1 protein-coding gene is annotated in these 540 nt (G+C 48.1%); it reads right to left on the bottom strand.

Features of this window, described 5'->3' with window-relative positions; genetic code table 11:
* On the bottom strand, positions 1-540 hold a 540-nt coding region (locus R7Z50_RS30535), incomplete at both ends, for a PTS transporter subunit EIIC (protein WP_318150155.1).

Genomic DNA, 540 nt, shown 5'->3' on the forward strand with positions numbered 1-540 from the left:
GCCCATACCCGCATCACATGCGAATGCGACAAATGAAATTGGCTTGCTCGGTTCTTGCGTCGTCGCAGCTGCAACTGGCTTAACCGCGCCTTCCGCTTTCATCTCTTTCATGTCAGAAACTGATTTCTCAAACTCGCTTTCTTTTTCTTCTGATTTGCTCACTTTCAAAATCGCACTTGCTACCAAGAAAGAGACAATCGTTGCACTTGTCACACCGGCGATGGTCGCAATGAAGCTACCTTTCGGAGTTAGAGCAAGGTAAGAGAAGATAGAGCCTGGACTTGGACCCGCGACCAAACCGGCATCGAATAGGTTGAAGGTTGCGATGCCTGTCGCCGCACCAGCAATCATTGCCACAATCATGATTGGTTTCATGAGTACGTATGGGAAGTACAACTCATGAATACCACCAAAGAAGTGAATGATGATGGCACTTGGCGCAGAGCGTTTAGACAAACCCTGACCAAATTTCGCGTAGGCCAGTAGCATACCAAGACCTGGGCCTGGGTTAGATGCCACCATAAAGAAGATAGATTTACC

This window comes from Vibrio sp. 1249-1 (assembly GCF_033340495.1).